14 protein-coding genes, 1 pseudogene and 1 other annotated feature are annotated in these 15,062 nt (G+C 33.1%); of the genes and pseudogenes, 13 read left to right on the top strand and 2 right to left on the bottom strand.

Annotation, left to right across the window (positions count from 1 at the left end):
- Positions 1 to 87: 87 nt before the first annotated feature.
- Positions 88 to 402: a hypothetical protein gene (locus BN1075_RS21090; protein ID WP_081911503.1), complete on the bottom strand. Its 315-nt coding sequence runs from the start codon at positions 400 to 402 to the stop codon at positions 88 to 90.
- 332 nt (positions 403 to 734) lie between these two features.
- On the opposite strand from BN1075_RS21090, the gene BN1075_RS20640 reads away from it, so the two are divergent.
- From BN1075_RS20640 to BN1075_RS06135, 8 genes and pseudogenes are all read left to right on the top strand, one after another.
- Positions 735 to 1,013 carry a M15 family metallopeptidase domain-containing protein gene (locus tag BN1075_RS20640; protein WP_052406424.1) on the top strand — a complete coding sequence of 93 codons (279 nt, stop codon included), beginning with the start codon at positions 735 to 737 and terminating at the stop codon, positions 1,011 to 1,013.
- Positions 1,014 to 1,025: 12 nt separating this feature from the next.
- A pseudogene (locus BN1075_RS20635) lies at positions 1,026 to 1,343 on the top strand (M15 family metallopeptidase); the annotation flags it as partial.
- Positions 1,344 to 1,451: 108 nt separating this feature from the next.
- Positions 1,452 to 1,646: a hypothetical protein gene (locus tag BN1075_RS20630; RefSeq protein ID WP_052406422.1), complete on the top strand. Its 195-nt coding sequence runs from the start codon at positions 1,452 to 1,454 to the stop codon at positions 1,644 to 1,646.
- Positions 1,647 to 1,896: 250 nt separating this feature from the next.
- Positions 1,897 to 2,349: a histidine kinase dimerization/phospho-acceptor domain-containing protein gene (locus BN1075_RS20625; protein ID WP_148315468.1), complete on the top strand. Its 453-nt coding sequence runs from the start codon at positions 1,897 to 1,899 to the stop codon at positions 2,347 to 2,349.
- Positions 2,350 to 2,383: 34 nt separating this feature from the next.
- Positions 2,384 to 3,034 (top strand): response regulator transcription factor, encoded by a 651-nt coding sequence (locus BN1075_RS06150; protein WP_040192409.1) that lies wholly within the window; start codon positions 2,384 to 2,386, stop codon positions 3,032 to 3,034.
- A gap of 134 nt (positions 3,035 to 3,168) precedes the next feature.
- On the top strand, positions 3,169 to 4,197 hold the full coding sequence (locus BN1075_RS06145; protein WP_040192191.1) for an ABC transporter substrate-binding protein: 1,029 nt from the start codon (positions 3,169 to 3,171) through the stop codon (positions 4,195 to 4,197).
- A 169-nt stretch (positions 4,198 to 4,366) separates the two neighbouring features.
- The gene (locus tag BN1075_RS06140; protein WP_040192190.1) at positions 4,367 to 5,137 is read left to right on the top strand and encodes an ABC transporter ATP-binding protein; all 771 of its coding nucleotides are present in this window, start codon (positions 4,367 to 4,369) and stop codon (positions 5,135 to 5,137) included.
- Positions 5,124 to 5,966, top strand: a complete 843-nt coding sequence (locus tag BN1075_RS06135) for an ABC transporter permease (RefSeq protein WP_042386989.1) — start codon at positions 5,124 to 5,126, stop codon at positions 5,964 to 5,966. Before BN1075_RS06140 ends, BN1075_RS06135 begins: the two co-directional genes overlap by 14 nt.
- 38 nt (positions 5,967 to 6,004) lie before the next feature.
- On the opposite strand, the gene thrS is transcribed toward BN1075_RS06135, so the two are convergent.
- Entirely contained in the window at positions 6,005 to 7,942 is a 1,938-nt protein-coding gene (gene thrS, locus BN1075_RS06130) for a threonine--tRNA ligase (RefSeq protein WP_040192189.1), read from the bottom strand.
- A gap of 118 nt (positions 7,943 to 8,060) precedes the next feature.
- Positions 8,061 to 8,315, bottom strand: a binding site (T-box leader).
- A gap of 298 nt (positions 8,316 to 8,613) precedes the next feature.
- Here thrS and BN1075_RS06125 point away from each other — a divergent pair.
- The 5 genes from BN1075_RS06125 (at position 8,614) to BN1075_RS06105 (ending at position 15,044) form a co-directional block, all read left to right on the top strand.
- Complete coding sequence (locus BN1075_RS06125; protein WP_052406420.1) at positions 8,614 to 9,801, top strand: efflux RND transporter periplasmic adaptor subunit; 1,188 nt, start codon at positions 8,614 to 8,616, stop codon at positions 9,799 to 9,801.
- Positions 9,798 to 10,496 carry an ABC transporter ATP-binding protein gene (locus BN1075_RS06120; protein WP_040192188.1) on the top strand — a complete coding sequence of 233 codons (699 nt, stop codon included), beginning with the start codon at positions 9,798 to 9,800 and terminating at the stop codon, positions 10,494 to 10,496. The genes BN1075_RS06125 and BN1075_RS06120 overlap by 4 nt, the downstream gene beginning before the upstream one ends.
- Complete coding sequence (locus tag BN1075_RS06115) at positions 10,496 to 12,178, top strand: biotin/lipoyl-binding protein (protein WP_040192187.1); 1,683 nt, start codon at positions 10,496 to 10,498, stop codon at positions 12,176 to 12,178. The genes BN1075_RS06120 and BN1075_RS06115 overlap by 1 nt, the downstream gene beginning before the upstream one ends.
- A gap of 11 nt (positions 12,179 to 12,189) precedes the next feature.
- The gene (locus BN1075_RS06110) at positions 12,190 to 13,440 is read left to right on the top strand and encodes an ABC transporter permease (protein ID WP_040192186.1); all 1,251 of its coding nucleotides are present in this window, start codon (positions 12,190 to 12,192) and stop codon (positions 13,438 to 13,440) included.
- 305 nt (positions 13,441 to 13,745) lie between these two features.
- Positions 13,746 to 15,044: an SH3 domain-containing protein gene (locus tag BN1075_RS06105; RefSeq protein ID WP_040192185.1), complete on the top strand. Its 1,299-nt coding sequence runs from the start codon at positions 13,746 to 13,748 to the stop codon at positions 15,042 to 15,044.
- Positions 15,045 to 15,062: the final 18 nt, after the last annotated feature.

The raw sequence follows: 15,062 nt of genomic DNA, 5'->3' as shown, positions 1-15,062 counted from the left end.
AAGTTTTTAGATGTATTTGGTATAGGGATTTCTTTTAGCTTAATAAGATTAATATGGAATATATTTATAAAGGATTTTAGAAAGTCCTCATAATTTAATTTTTTTATATTCTTTACTTAAAAAATTATAAGCTACAGGATAGTAGGCATTATCAGCGCCTATAGAACCACAGCCAGCGTATTTACCGCTGCTTTCTTCATAATAAGAAGCTGATTTTAAAATTGTATAGTAGTTAATTAAAGTATCTTCAGGAGTTTTTAAAAGGCTGTCCTCAAGGTTAATTTCATTAGTTTTTTTATTAAAATATTTATCGAAGAAGCTATAATTTAGATCAGTAGTATTCAATATTTCAGAGCAAGAGGGTCTAAAAAATTTATCATAGTTTATATCTGATGCATCCATATTTGAAGCTTCGCAGGTATTAGGCTGTGTATGAAAGAGTCATCCCATGACCATAACATAGTTTTTTGAATTCAAGTTATATATTATGTAGGATATGAGGAATATGAATACTAGTAGTTCTAAACTAATAATAATATAAAAATTTTTAGAGTAACTGCTGTTAATTAAATTCATTCCAGACCTCCATAAATAATAATATTGTTACAGTATATTTGATGAATTGGTATATAATTACATAAAACAATAAGCTGATTTTACAACTTTGAAATAATATATAAATTAGATATAAACATGGCAGGTATATATTAAATTATCGTAGGAGATGATTTAATATGAAGAACATTGAGAAAGATAAAAGATATGGAAATATTAATTATAAAAATAAAAAGAAGGTAAATAAAAAGAAAAAAATTAAGAGGAAGATAAGACAGTGCATATCAATATTAATACTTTTATTAATAATTATTATAGGAATAAATAGTATAATAAATAAGGATATAGCTAGAGAAGAAGCAGTGAAAAATGTTGAAATATTATTTGAGAAAGCTGAAGGTGAAGGCATATATTTAATGGCTGCTGCAGGTTATAGAACCTATGATTTTCAAAAATAGTTATATAATAACGAGGTTAGTAACTATGGAAAAGAGTATGCTGACAAATACGTTGCAAGACCGGGACATAGCGAACATCATACTGGATTAGTTATAGATTTAATGTCTGCAGATGATATTTCGCTAACAGAAGATTTTGATAAAACACCTGAGTTTAGATGGCTTCAGGAAAATATGAGTGACTATGGATTTATATTAAGATATCCGAAGGAAAAAGAGGATACTACAGGTTATAATTATGAACCATGGCATATTAGGTACGTAGGTGTAGAGGTAGCTAAAACTATAGAAGAATCAGGACTAACATTAGAAGAGTATTTAAATAAGTAAGAGTGGCTTAATTCCACTTTTTTTTTATATTCAATAATTCTATTTATATTTTTATTTAATGGAGCTGGAATATTTATAATAGAGAATATATACAATAGAAATTTAGAAATGGCAATAAAATCTACAATAAATGAAAGCAGCAGCGTAAGAAGTTCTATATACTTAAATTCAGATTTAATTGAAAGCTATAATAGATATTCAAGGGAGAGATTTTTGGTTGTATTTAAAAGATATATATTATATTCGGGTGCAACCTCAATAAAGAATATTGAACTATTTGATGGAGAAGGGAAAATATCATAAATACTTCGGAGTTTTTTATAGACGGTGTTAGAAGTGAAGTTGAGGAAGCTACTGTAGATAATAGAAAGTTTATAATAAGAAAAGTCGGTGAAGAAAATCTATTATTTGTGAGTTCGGCACTTAAAATAGGAGATACAACACATAAGCTAGTTTTAACAAAAGATATAAGTTTTTTAAGTAAGAATAAGATTGATAATTATAAGTTGTTTTTTTATTAAGTGTTATTATTACAATACTCTTGGCAATTGGAATGTATATTATTTCTAAAAATATCACAAATCCAATAAAAGGTTTAATTAAGGTTTCAGATAGTATAAAGAAGGGGGAGTATTCAAAAAGAGCTGAGTACACTGGGAGTGGAGATGAGATAGATACTTTATCCGAGAATTTTAATGCTATGATGAAGGTTATAGATAATAAAATTCATGAATTAGAATGGGCGAATGAATCAAAGCAAAGATTTATAGATAATCTGACCCATGAGATGAAGACGCCCATTACTTCAATAATTGGATATTCAGATTTGTTATTAAAAGGTAACATTAATGATGAAATAAAGATTAAGGCTATAGATTACATAAACTCTCAAGGAAAGAGATTAGAGAATTTAAGCTCAACTCTTATTAAGCTAATTATGATAAAAAAAGAAGATGTAAGTAAAGGAAGAGTTTCTATTAAAGAAAGAGTTTTAGATACAGTGTAACTATAAGTAAATTAAATTATTTAAGGAAAGAAGAATGAGAATATTAGTAGTAGAGGATGATAGACCTATACGAGAGTTAATAGAAATAAATTTACAAATGGCTGGATATGAGGTAGTTACAGCAGAGGATGGTGAAAAAGCTAAAGATATATTTGAAAAAGAATATTTAGATTTAATTTTATTAGATGTAATGATTCCGAAAATAAACGGATTTGAGTTAATTTCATACATTAATAAAAAGGATATACCAGTTATATTTATAACTGCAAAGGAATCTGTTGTGGATAGGGTAAAAGGGTTAAGATTAGGTGCAGATGATTATATAGTGAAGCCATTTGAGAATATTGAATTATTAGCTAGGATAGAAGCTGTCATCAGAAGATATGGAAAGTCACAAGAGATTATAAGATTTGGGAATATGGAAATAAATGAGAAGCAAAGAGTGGTAAAGTTAAACAACAAAATAGTTGATATGACTTTAAAGGAATTTGAACTACTTTTATTATTTATTAAAAATAAAAATATTGCATTATCTAGAGAACAAATCTTAGAGCGAGTTTGGGGATATGATTATGTAGGAGAAACGAGAACAGTAGATATTCATGTTCAGAGGGTTAGAGAAAAGTTAAATTTAAAGGATAGTATTAAAACTGTTTTTAAAGTTGGATATAGATTTGAAGAATGAGACTTTTTAGAGGTGTAGATAAAAGCTACCAATTTAAAAAGTTTTTTATTTTAAATTTATATATTGAATTATTAACACATAGGAACACTTCAACATACAATAGCAGTATAAAACAAACCATTTAGGAGGAAATTATGAAAAAGAACACATTAAAGATAATTGGTGTCGTAGCAGCTATGATTTTAACTATAGGTATGTTTGCGGGGTGTAGTAGTAAAAAGGATAGTGCTAAAGGCAGTGATGAGTTAAAAACAATAAAGCTTAACGAGGTTACAAGATCAATTTTCTATGCGCCAATGTATGCAGCAATCAGTCAAGGCTTTTTCGAAGAGGAAGGAATTAAAATTGACTTAACAACAGGGCAAGGGGCAGATAAAACTATGCAGCAGCTTATTAGCGGAAATGTTGATATTGGGTTCTCAGGTCCGGAGCAGGTAATTTATATTTATAATCAAGGCAGAGATGATTTGCCTAAGGTATTTGCTCAATTAACACAAAAGGATGGATCTTTTTTAGTTGCAAAGGATAAACATAGTAATTTTTCATGGGACGACATTAAGGGGAAAAAAGTAATTGGTGGAAGACCTGGTGGAGTTCCAGAAATGGCTTTGGAATATGTTTTAAATGAAAAAGGGATAGATAAGAATACGGATATTGAATTAATTACTAATATTTCTTTTGATGCTGTTCCAGCAGCTTTCTTAGGTGGAACTGGTGATTATGCAGCACTTTTTGAACCAAGTGCAACAGCTATTGCAAATGAGGTTAATGGACAAATAGTTGCATCTGTTGGAGAAGGCGCAGGAAATCTTCCATATACATGTTTCTATGCTTTAGATTCTTATATTAAGGATAATAAAGATCTTTTAGTTAAATTCGTTAGAGCTATTCAAAAAGGACAAGACTGGGTAATGAAGAGCGATGATGCAACTGTAGCAAAATCAATTAAGAGTTTCTTTGAGGGCACCGAAGAAAGCACTATTGCAACAGTAGTAGGAAATTACAAGAAGATAGAAGCTTATGCAAAGACTCCAGTTGTAAATGAAGAAGATATGAATAGGTTAATGGATATAATCCAAGCTTATGATAAAGAACTTATTACAAAGAGACCACCATTTGCTGATATTGTTGATACGACTATCAGTACAGAAGCAATAAAGTAATTTAAATAATAGCTATATAGCCATATCCAGAAATGGATATGGCTTTTCTTTTAAAGTTTTATTGTCAATATAAAGCAAGTCTTCATATATTGAATTATAGCTATAAGTTAAAAAGATTACGGAGCTAGATAAAGAGAAAATATAGTATAAACGATATGGAGATGGAGAGATGAGTAAAGTAGAAGTTAAAAATATCTATATGAATTATCATACTCTTGCTGCTGAAACTGTTGCTTTAGAGGATATTAGCTTTGATGTAGAGGCAGGAGAATTTGTTAGTATTGTAGGTCCTTCGGGATGTGGGAAATCAACTCTGTTAAATATTATTGCAGGTTTAATTAAACCGTCATCTGGTGAAATTTTTATTGATGGTGAACTTCAAGAGGGGTATTCAAGTAAGTTAGGGTATATGTTTCAAAGGGATCAGCTATTTGAGTGGCTTACAGTATGGAATAATGTTTGCTTGGGGTTAAAAATTAAAAGAATGTTGAATGAAGAAGCAAAGGTAAAGATAGAAGGTCTTTTAAAGAATTATAATTTATGGGAATTCAAAGATCATTATCCAAGGCAGCTTTCTGGTGGAATGAGACAGAGAGTTGCATTAATTAGAACCTTGGCTTTAAATCCAGAGGTTTTAATCTTAGATGAGCCATTTTCAGCTTTAGATTATCAAACAAGGCTTAATGTTAGTGATGAAATATTCCATATTATCAAAAGAGAAGGAAAAACTGCAATAATGGTAACACATGATATTTCTGAAGCAGTATCAATGTCTTCGAAGATTGTAGTTTTATCTAAAAGACCTGCTGTGATAAAGAAGATTGTTAATGTTGATTTTGAGTGTGATAATCTTACTCCTTTAAAATGCAGAGAACACAGTAAATTTAGAATTTACTTTAATGATATTTGGAAGGAGATGGATTACAATGAAGAAGAATAAGAGTAAAGAAACAGCTTTAGTCAATAAAGCTGAGTTAAATGTAAGTAAAGAACATGAGGAGTTTTTAAAAGGTGTTAAAAGAAAAAAAAGAAATATTATTATAACTAGAATACTTATATTAGTTACATTTTTTGCATTATGGGAGATTCTTGGGGATTTAAGAATAATAGATCCATTTTTAACTAGTACGCCATCAAGGATGGTTAAGAGTTTTATTAAGCTTTATACAGAAGGTACTATGGTGGGGCATATAATGATAACCTGTTATGAAACTATAATAGGATTTACCCTTGGAACACTTATGGGTGTCGTTATAGCTATAATGCTCTGGTGGTCAGATTTTCTTTGTAAGGTTTTAGATCCATATATTGTAGTTTTAAATGCACTTCCAAAGGTAGCTCTTGGACCAATAATTATATTCTGGGCAGGAAATGGAATGAAGGCAATTGTCATAATGGCTTTATTAATTTCGGTTATATCCACAATAATAAGTGTTCTGTCAGGCTTTAGGGAAGTGGAAGAAGATAAGATAAAACTTTTAAAGACCTTTGGAGCCTCAAAATACAAGATATTAACAAACTTAATAATTCCGTCTTCTACACCTACATTGATGTCAGCGCTAAAGATAAGTGTTGGGTTATCCTGGGTAGGAGTAATCATGGGAGAATTCTTGGTTGCTAAGAAGGGATTAGGATTCTTGATAGTTTACGGTGGACAGGTTGCACAGCTAGATATGGTTATGATGAGTGTTGTTGTTTTAGCAGTTATTGCATACTTAATGTATGAAGTAGTTCATTATTTTGAAAAGAAATATGCTGAAAAGCTATAGGATATAAAAAAGGACTGAGAGATATCTCAGTCCTTTTTTTATCTTTCTTTAGAGTCGTTTTCTTTAACTACTCTTTCTATGAAGCTTTCAAGAGACATTGCGCCTTCATCACCGTTTTTACGGCTTCTAACAGCAACTTCTCTGTTCGCAGCTTCCTTCTCACCTACAACGATAAGGTAAGGAACTCTTTCGTTACGAGCTTCTCTGATTTTGTATCCGATTTTTTCAGCTCTGAAGTCAGCTTCAACTCTGATACCTTGTGCTTTAAGTGCTGCGAATACTTCATCAGCATAGTCATGGTATTTTTCAGAGATTGGAAGTAACTTAACTTGAACTGGTGCAAGCCATACCGGGAATGCTCCAGCATATTTCTCGATAAGAAGAGCAAGAGTTCTTTCATAGCAGCCGATAGATGTTCTATGGATAACGTATGGGTATTTTTCTTGACCATCTTTATCTGTGTAAGTCATACCGAATCTTTCTGCAAGAGAGAAGTCGATTTGAGCAGTGATGATTGTATCCTCTTTACCGTGAACATTCTTGATTTGTAGATCAAGCTTTGGACCATAGAAAGCAGCTTCTCCAGCAGCTTCTGTATACTCTATTCCAAGGTGGTTTAAAATCTCTCTCATCTTGTTTTGAACATTGTTCCAAGCTTCTGGCTCTCCAATGTACTTATCTTTGTTGTTTTCATCCCATAAAGATAATCTGTAACTGATATCTTCTTTAAGACCTAGAGTTTCAAGCATGTGGTTGATTAAATCAACTACTCCTCTGAATTCGTCCTCTAATTGGTCTGGTCTGCAGGCAAGGTGTCCTTCAGAGATTGTAAATTGTCTAACTCTGATTAAGCCGTGCATCTCTCCTGAAGATTCATTTCTAAATAAAGTAGAAGTTTCAGCATATCTAAGTGGAAGATCTCTGTAGCTTTTTGAATCAGCCTTGTAAACCATGAATTGGAATGGACAAGTCATTGGTCTTAAAGCAAATACCTCATCATCTTTTTCTTCATCTCCAAGAACGAACATACCTTCCTTGTAGTGATCCCAGTGACCAGAAATTTTATATAAATCATTTTTAGCCATTAAAGGAGTTTTAGTTAAAAGATATCCTCTCTTTTGCTCTTCATCCTCAACCCATCTTTGAAGAAGTTGGATTACTCTTGCGCCCTTTGGCATTAGGATTGGAAGTCCTTGACCTATTGGTTCAGAAGTAGTGAATAATTTAAGCTCTCTTCCAAGTCTGTTGTGGTCACGCTTCATAGCTTCTTCAACAGAAGCTAAATACTCTTCAAGTTCTGCAGTCTTAGTGAAAGCAGTTCCGTAGATACGAGTAAGCATTTTATTCTTCTCGTTTCCTCTCCAGTATGCTCCAGCAAGTTTAGTTAACTTGATAGCTTTAACTGGCTTTGTAGACATTAAGTGAGGACCAGCACATAGGTCAACAAATTCACCTTGCTTGTAGAAAGATATAACCTCATCTTCAGGAAGATCTTCAATAAGTTCAATCTTGTATGGTTCATCATTTTCCTTCATTAAAGCGATAGCTTCTGCTCTTGGAAGAACAAAGCTTTCGATAGATAGGTTTTCCTTAACAATTTTCTTCATTTCAGCTTCGATTTTTGCTAAATCATCGTTGCTTAATTTTTCTTCAACATCGATGTCATAGTAGAAACCATTATCGATAGAAGGTCCTATAGCAAGTTTAGCTGATGGGTATAATCTCTTAATAGCTTGAGCTAATATATGAGATGCTGTATGTCTGAAAGCTTTTTTACCTTCAGCATCATCAAAGGTTAATATACTAAGCTCGCAATCTTCTTTAACAACATAACGTAGGTCTACAGTTTTTCCGTTAACTGTACCAGCAGTTGCAACTCTTGCAAGTCCCTCAGATATGCTCTTTGCAATTTCTAAAATACTCATTTCTCTTTCAAGTTCTTTAACAGAACCGTCTTTAAGTGTGATTTTAATCATATTAATTCTCCCTTTCTATTTAGATTGTAGACATGAATTCTATGGAGAACTCAGCTACTACATAATTTGCAAAATAATCTATTTTAAAAATAAAAAAACTCGTCACTTTTCAGAATTGAAAAGGGACGAGATATAACCCGTGGTTCCACCCAAATTGCCCCTTCTATTAAATTAACTTCCTTCAAGAAAACTTCCAAAGCAAGTCAAAATAAAAAGCGAAAGGACCACTTTAAAAACTATAACGTAGTTAACGGACTTTATTAGAGTCGCTCAGAGGTGGTTTTCGTTATGATTTATTTAAAGGCAATTTCAGCTACTATGCCTTCTCTCTGAAAATAAGTTTCATAAGTACTGTCCTCATCATAGGGATAACACTATTTATTTACTATTATAGTACCAAAAACTATTTTTGATACATGAGTAATAATTTTATTTTAGCATAAAAGTTTTTATTGTCAAATGGAATTTGAAATTAGATGATATAAAATTAATTATTAAAAAATTTTAAATCTGTAATAAAAATGTAATACATTTTGTCATTTTTATTCGTATAGTTAGTATATGGTAGAATTGATTGAATTGTATGTAAAATTTGTTCTATCCAGGACATGGTAAATATAACTATATTCATGCGATAGAGTTAGCATGAATAATATTGGGGGAGGTACAGAATGAATAAGAAAGTCGTTATTACCATTGGTGCTGTGGTGCTTGCAGGAGTAATTACAGCTGGAGTATATTTCCTTGGAGGAAGTAAGTCAGATGCCAGCAATGGAGAAGGTGTATATGTAGATTCAGTGTCAATGATTACTGGAATGGGAGGAATAGGTCTACAGAATAGATTTTCAGGGGTTGTTGAGCCACAGGAAACTTTAGAAATAAAACTTGATTCAGGAAAGACTGTTAAGGAGTGTTATGTAGAAGCGGGACAAGAAGTTTCTATAGGAACAGAGTTATTTTTATATGACACTGGTGAGATGGCAATGAAGCTGGAAGAGGGAAAGCTTGAGCTTGAATCTATTAGCAATGAAATTCTATCAATGAATCGTCAAATTGCTACCCTTGAGACAGAGAAGGCAAATGCTTCTGATGATGGCAAGTTAGAATATACAATTCAGATACAAAATTTACAAAACTCTGTAAAGAGAGCTGAATATAACAAGACCGTTAAAGACATAGAATTAACTCAGCTTCAAAAGAGTATTGATACTGCAAAGGTAACTAGTAATATACAGGGAGTTGTAAAGTCAATTAATAAAACAGGGATGGATCAATATGGACAACCTGTAGCTTATATGACGATTCTTGCTACTGGAGAGTATAGAATTAAGGCAACGACTAATGAACAAAACATATATGCATTAACAGAAGGTATGCCTGTTATTGCTCGTTCTAGAGTTGACAGCACATTAACTTGGAATGGAACTATCAATAAGATTGATACAGAGAGTCCAGTAGATAACAATAACCAAAATGGCGGAATGATGAGTCCAGGTGGTGGCAATGTTGAAACAGCGACAAAATATCATTTCTACACAACTCTAGATTCTTATGAAGGCTTAATGCTTGGTCAGCACGTATTTGTAGAAATGAATAATGGACAAGGTGAACAAAAGGAAGGATTATGGCTTCCAAGTTATTACTTAGTAGAAATGGATGGAGAAAATGCATTTATATGGACTGCCAATGATAAGGACAAGCTAGAAAAAAAAGCAGTAACATTAGGAGAATATGATGCAGATATGGATCAATATAAAATTGTAGAAGGGATTACTCCTCAAGATTATATAGCGTTCCCACAAGAAGGATTAGAAGAGGGAACTAAGGTTATAAAAGACGGAGGGGAGATAGCGGAATGATATTAGAATTAAAAAACATCTATAAAAACTACGAACAGGGGAAGATGGACGTTCCAGTATTAAAGGATGTTTCTTTAAATGTTGAAGAAGGAGAATATGTGGCCATAATGGGGCCATCGGGGTCAGGTAAAAGTACACTTATGAACATTATTGGCTGTTTGGACAAACCAACTTCAGGAGAGTATAAATTAGCTGATGAAGATATTCTTCTATACAATGATAAGGAGCTATCTGGAGTACGTTTAAAGAGTATTGGTTTCGTTTTTCAAAGCTTTAATCTTCTTCCAAGACAAACTGCTCTTGATAACGTAGCGCTACCACTCTTATATGCTGGAGTTCCTAAGAAGGAGCAGCATATAATTGCAAAGGAAGCCCTTGAGAGAGTTGGCCTTGCTGATAGAGTTGATTTTAAACCAACACAGCTTTCAGGTGGACAAAACCAAAGAGTTGCAATTGCTAGAGCTATGGTTAATAATCCTAAAATACTTTTAGCCGACGAGCCAACAGGAGCTTTAGATAGTCAATCTGGTGAACAGATTATGGAGTTATTTCAAAAGCTTAATGATGAGGGTGTAACCATTGTAATGATTACTCATGAAAGGGAAGTTGCTGAAAGAGCTAAGCGAATAGTTTATATTCGAGATGGTGAGTTAAGCGAAAATAATGTCTTTGAAGTTAAGGAGGAATCACTATAATGAAAACAAAGAGAATAGTGTCAATAGTATTGGCAGCTGTAATCGCTGTTGGAATTTGTGGCGGAGGAATCTGGCTTTACAGAAAAAATAGTGATTCTAGTAAAAAGGTTGAAGTTACACCTGTTTCTAGCTTAACTGGAGGCTGGTGGGGCAATGAAATGTATACTGGCGGGATAGTTAGCAATGACTTGATGCAGGAGATATATCTTGAAGAGCAGCAAAAGGTTAAGGAGGTCTTCGTAACAGAAGGTCAGGAGGTTAATGTAGGAGATAAATTATTTGAGTATGATAAAACTCTTATAGAGCTTGATATGGAAACTCAAAATCTTGAAATGCAACAAGCGGATAGAGATATAGCAGTTGCTAGTGAGGAGCTAAAGGTTTTAAAAAATACAACGCCTATAGTAAAAAAGTCACCAAAGCTTGTAGAGGTTGAAGAAACACAAAAGGTACCAGCATCCTTACCAATTGTAGGTAAAGATGGGGCAGCTAATAAAGCTGATGGTAGTAGTAAAGAAGGGACTGATGGAGAGAATAGTGGTGAAAATGAAGAGACACCACAACCACCAAAGGTTGAAGCTACTTTATACAGTAATATAAGATCTGATGCTAAGGCATATAAAGGAACGGGAGCAGCTGATGACCCATATAGATTTTTATGTAGTCCTGAGGTTACAATTTCAGGAGAGTTTATTAATAAGCTTATAGGCTATAATACTGCTGGCACAAGCAAAGAGGGGGAACCAACAGTTGCGGTTTTTGAGATTCATAAAGGAAATGTAGTTGAAGGAGATATGCTATATCTATGGACTATGTATGGTTCAGATTATGAACCAGTGGCTGCAGATTCTGTTTGGAAGTTTGGAGTTAATTCAGATGAAAAACCAGTTGAACCAGAAATACCTGTTGAACCACCAGTAGAAGAGGGGTATACAAAGGAGGAATTGGCAAAGCTTATTGCAGAAAAAGAGGAGAAAATAAGAGATTTACAGCTTAAAAAGAAAAAGTCGCAACTAAATTACGATAACACGAAGGCAAAGCTAGATAAATGTACTGTTATAAGCAGTGTTAAAGGTAAGGTATCAAGTCTTAAGACACAGGAAGAACTTACTGTTGGAACTCCATTTATGATAGTTAGTGGTGGTGATGCCTTCTATGTTACTGGTTCAATTAGTGAGTTATTGCTAGGACAATTAAAGGGTGGAGACGCTTTAATGGCTAATTTATGGAGTCCAGAGGGGCAAAAGACCTACAATGCAGTAATTTCAGAGATATCTGAGTATCCTGCAAGCAATGGTAACAATTATGGTAGTGGAAATATGAATGTTTCCTACTATCCATTTACGGCAGTTATTGAAGAGAGTGAAGGCTTAACTAACGGTCAGTATCTTGATATGACAATGACAGTAGGTGGAAATACAGATGGTACATCAAATGCTTTATATCTTAGCAAAGCATATATAAGAGAAGAAAATGGGAAAAACTACGTGTTTATTGCAAATGAAGATAATAGACTTGAAAAAAGATATATAGAAACAGGAAAAATTATTTATGGTGAACAGGTTGAAGTAAAAGAGGGAGTAACCATGGAAGATAGAATAGCTTTCCCATATGGAAAAAATGTTAAGGAAGGCGTTAGAGTTAAGGATATGAGTGAAGAGGGCGGAATGTTCTTTAAATAGGAGGGGAAGAAATGTTAGAAAATATTAGATTATCATTCCAAGGTATTTGGTCCCACAAAATGAGGTCGTTCCTGACAATGCTTGGGATTATCATTGGAATTGCATCAATAATAACAATCGTCTCCACTATTAAGGGGACTAATGAGCAGATTAAAAGAAACTTAATTGGAGCTGGAAGTAATACTGTTGACATACAGCTTTTTCAAGATGATTGGCAGTATGAAATGGAGTATAATGGAGCACCAGATGGAATTCCTATGATTTCTCAAGAGGTGTTTGACACAATTAAAAATCTTGAAAATGTTGAGGCAGCTTCAATGTATAATATGAGAAGAAGCTATGATAATATATTCTTTGGAAACACAAGTTTATCTGGAGGACAGATAATGGGAGTAGATAATAACTATTTCAATACTTGTGGTTACAGAATAAAAAAAGGTCGTGGCTTAGCTGCAGAAGACTTTACTAAGTTCAGAAAAGTTGCAGTGTTAGACCAAACTTCTGTGGATAGCTTATTTGCCGGAGTTAATCCTGTTGGAGAAACTATAGAAATTTCAGGAGAACCATATACGGTTGTTGGTATTGCAGAACTTTCAGAGCAGTTTGAGCCTGTTATTAATTCTATGGAAGATTATTATATGTATGCTCAAAATAGTAGTGGTATGGTGTTTATTCCAGATTCAACTTGGCCAATAATATATGGCTATGATGAGCCACAAAGTGTAGTAGTTAGAACTACGACTACTGATGACATGGCTACTGTTGGAAAAGCTGTTGCTGATACTTTAAATGGATATGTAACTAATCAAAATAATATAAAGTATAAGGCAGAGAATATTCTGCAACAAGCGAAGGAGTTACAAGAGCTTAGTGCAGCAACAAACAATCAACTTATATGGATAGCAAGCATTTCACTTTTAGTTGGTGGTATTGGCGTTATGAATATAATGCTTGTATCAGTAACCGAGAGAACTAAAGAGATTGGACTTAAAAAGGCTATTGGAGCTCCAAACAGCAAGATTTTAACACAGTTTTTAACAGAGGCTGCTGTTTTAACAAGTCTAGGCGGAATCATTGGAGTTCTTGTTGGAATTGCACTGGCACAAGTGGTATCAAAAATGTCGCAGGCACCAGTGGCAATCAGTGTACCGGCAATTATGATTTCAGTAGTTTTCTCCATGGTAATAGGAATAATATTTGGATTATTACCATCAGTTAAAGCTGCAAAATTAAAGCCAATTGATGCATTGAGATATGAGTAGGAATTAAGAATTAAGAATTAAGAGTGGTGTAGGAAATTCTTTGATTTGATCAAGTGAAAGACTAAAGAATCCTAACAAAGCTACGATTCTTTAGTCTTTTTCTCAAGCAGTTCTGAATTTCACAGTTTAATAAAAAATAATTTAAAACTTCTACGAAAGTAGAGAGGAGAAATCACATTCATTCTTAGTTAAATAAAAACTTAAATTGATATGAAGCCATTACTTATGGCTTCATACTTTTTTTTTACTTTAATATAAATATAGTGTGGATATTTTATTCCTGTATGGATAGGAGGAAAGCTGTTTTGGATATAAGAAATAAAAATGTAATGGACTCAATGTATTACAGTGATTTATGGATAAAGCTTTGTAGAAGAAGTAAAGGTACTTTGTTAACCGAAGAGGATATAAAAAAGATGAATATGGAAAATATTAAAAAAGGATATTTGAACAATATTTTTGAGGAAGAAAATGAATTAACAAGAGAGAGTATTGAAGAAAGTATAAAACTAGTTAGTCGAAGACCAGAAGCTGACAGGTATAAAAATGGTGCTAAGCTGTCAAAGGAGTATTATGATAAACTTGAAGATAATATGAATTTAAATGAATTAAGGGATAGAAAACCTGAATACGGTATTGTGGTTAAAAGGGGAAAGCTAAAAAGCTTTCCAACTAGTGACAGGGTGTTTAAGGAACCAAAAGATTATGAGTTGGATAGATTTATGGAAAGTGCAGTTTATGTTGGAGAGCCTTGTGTAATATATTCTATAAGTAGAGATGGTAAGTGGTTCTTTTGTAAAACCTTTAACTGTAGTGGTTGGATTAATAGTGAGTATATAGCTTTAGGAGATAAAGAAGAGATTGAAGAATTTAGTAAGAGTAAAGATTTTATAGTTGTAACTGGCAGAAAAATTATGTTAGGGTACAATCCTTTTTCAGAAGCATTAAGTGAAGAAAGTCTTGATATGGGAGTAAGACTGCCAATAGAAACTGATTGGGAAAGAAATGATAACATTTATGATATGTATACAGAGGGAAATTATATTGTAAAATATCCTGTACGAGACAGAAGTGGTAAATTGAAATTAACTCATGTGTTAATACCTTTCAATGCAGAGGTTAAAAAAGGATACCTAAAATGCAAGAGGGGAAATATTTTGAAGCAGGCCTTTAAGTTTCAAGGTGAGAGATATGGTTGGGGAGGTGAATTTGAAGGCAGAGACTGCTCTTCAATGATTGTCGACATATTTAGAACATTTGGGATATATTTCCCGAGAAATACAAGTGAGCAGTTAAAAAAATCCGTAGGTAAATCTATTTATTTTGACGAAAGTACACAGAAGAATGATAAGCTGAGGGTTATTGAAGGAGTAAAACCAGGAGCTTTAATATACTTAAGCGGTCACGTAGTTATGGTTATAGGAAAGTATAAGGAAAAAACTTATGTTATTCATGATGTTATTGGAGTTCATGTAGAAGATGAAGGAGAACTTATTTATCTGCCTATTAGGGGGGTAACCATAAGCTCCTTATGTGATATTTATACTTCGGGAGAGGTTAACTATGTTGATGCTGTTATTGGGATTAAGGATATATTTAGTTGATATAGCTGTATAAAAAAA

It is taken from the genome of Clostridium culturomicium (genome assembly GCF_000821305.1).
Taxonomy (GTDB): Bacteria; Bacillota; Clostridia; order Clostridiales; family Clostridiaceae; genus Clostridium_J; species Clostridium_J culturomicium.
Note: the sequence above shows the minus strand (reverse complement) of the source record. Positions and strands in the feature narration are given on the sequence as shown.